The sequence below is a fragment of the Thiohalocapsa halophila genome (genome assembly GCF_016583825.1).
Taxonomy (GTDB): Bacteria; Pseudomonadota; Gammaproteobacteria; order Chromatiales; family Chromatiaceae; genus Thiohalocapsa; species Thiohalocapsa halophila.
The window spans coordinates 1-510 of record NZ_NRRV01000283.1 but is presented as its reverse complement, the minus strand read 5'-3'; the positions used below and the strand labels follow the sequence as shown (position 1 = coordinate 510).

The following is a 510-nucleotide window of genomic DNA, read 5'->3' as shown; positions in this document are numbered from 1 at the left end:
AACACTGACTGGCAAGCCTTTCTCGACTCACAAGGCGGTCGCATCGGCGATGACGGCGCTGCGCACTTCGACAGCGCGCCTGCCGAGCCCGCCTGCGCCGTTGTCGACCTTTCGCATCTCGGGCTCATCGCCGTGAGCGGCCCGGAGGCGCAAGACTTCCTCCAAGGCCAGCTGAGCAATGATCTGCGCGAGCTGACCGCAACCCACACCCAGCTCAGCAGTCATTGCAGCCCCAAGGGCCGGATGCTCGCCAACTTTCGCGTCCTGCGCTTCGACGAGCGCTTTTTGCTGATCTTGCCGCGGGCACAGCTGGAGACCTTGCTGAAGCGCCTGCGCATGTTCCTGCTACGCGCGAAAGCCACGATTGAGGATGCCAGCGACGCCCTTGTCTGCATGGGACTCGTTGGCGATTGTGCCAACGCGTCGCTGACCCACGCCTTCGGCAGCCTGCCTGAAGCGCTGAACGCGATGGTCCGCGCCGGCGACACTGCCTTGATTCGAATCCCCGAT

At 64.1% G+C, this 510-nt stretch carries 1 protein-coding gene; it reads left to right on the top strand.

The annotated features are described in order from the left end of the window. The coding region (locus tag CKO31_RS26410; RefSeq protein WP_369075156.1) for a YgfZ/GcvT domain-containing protein at nucleotides 1-510 on the top strand (510 nt) is incomplete at both ends.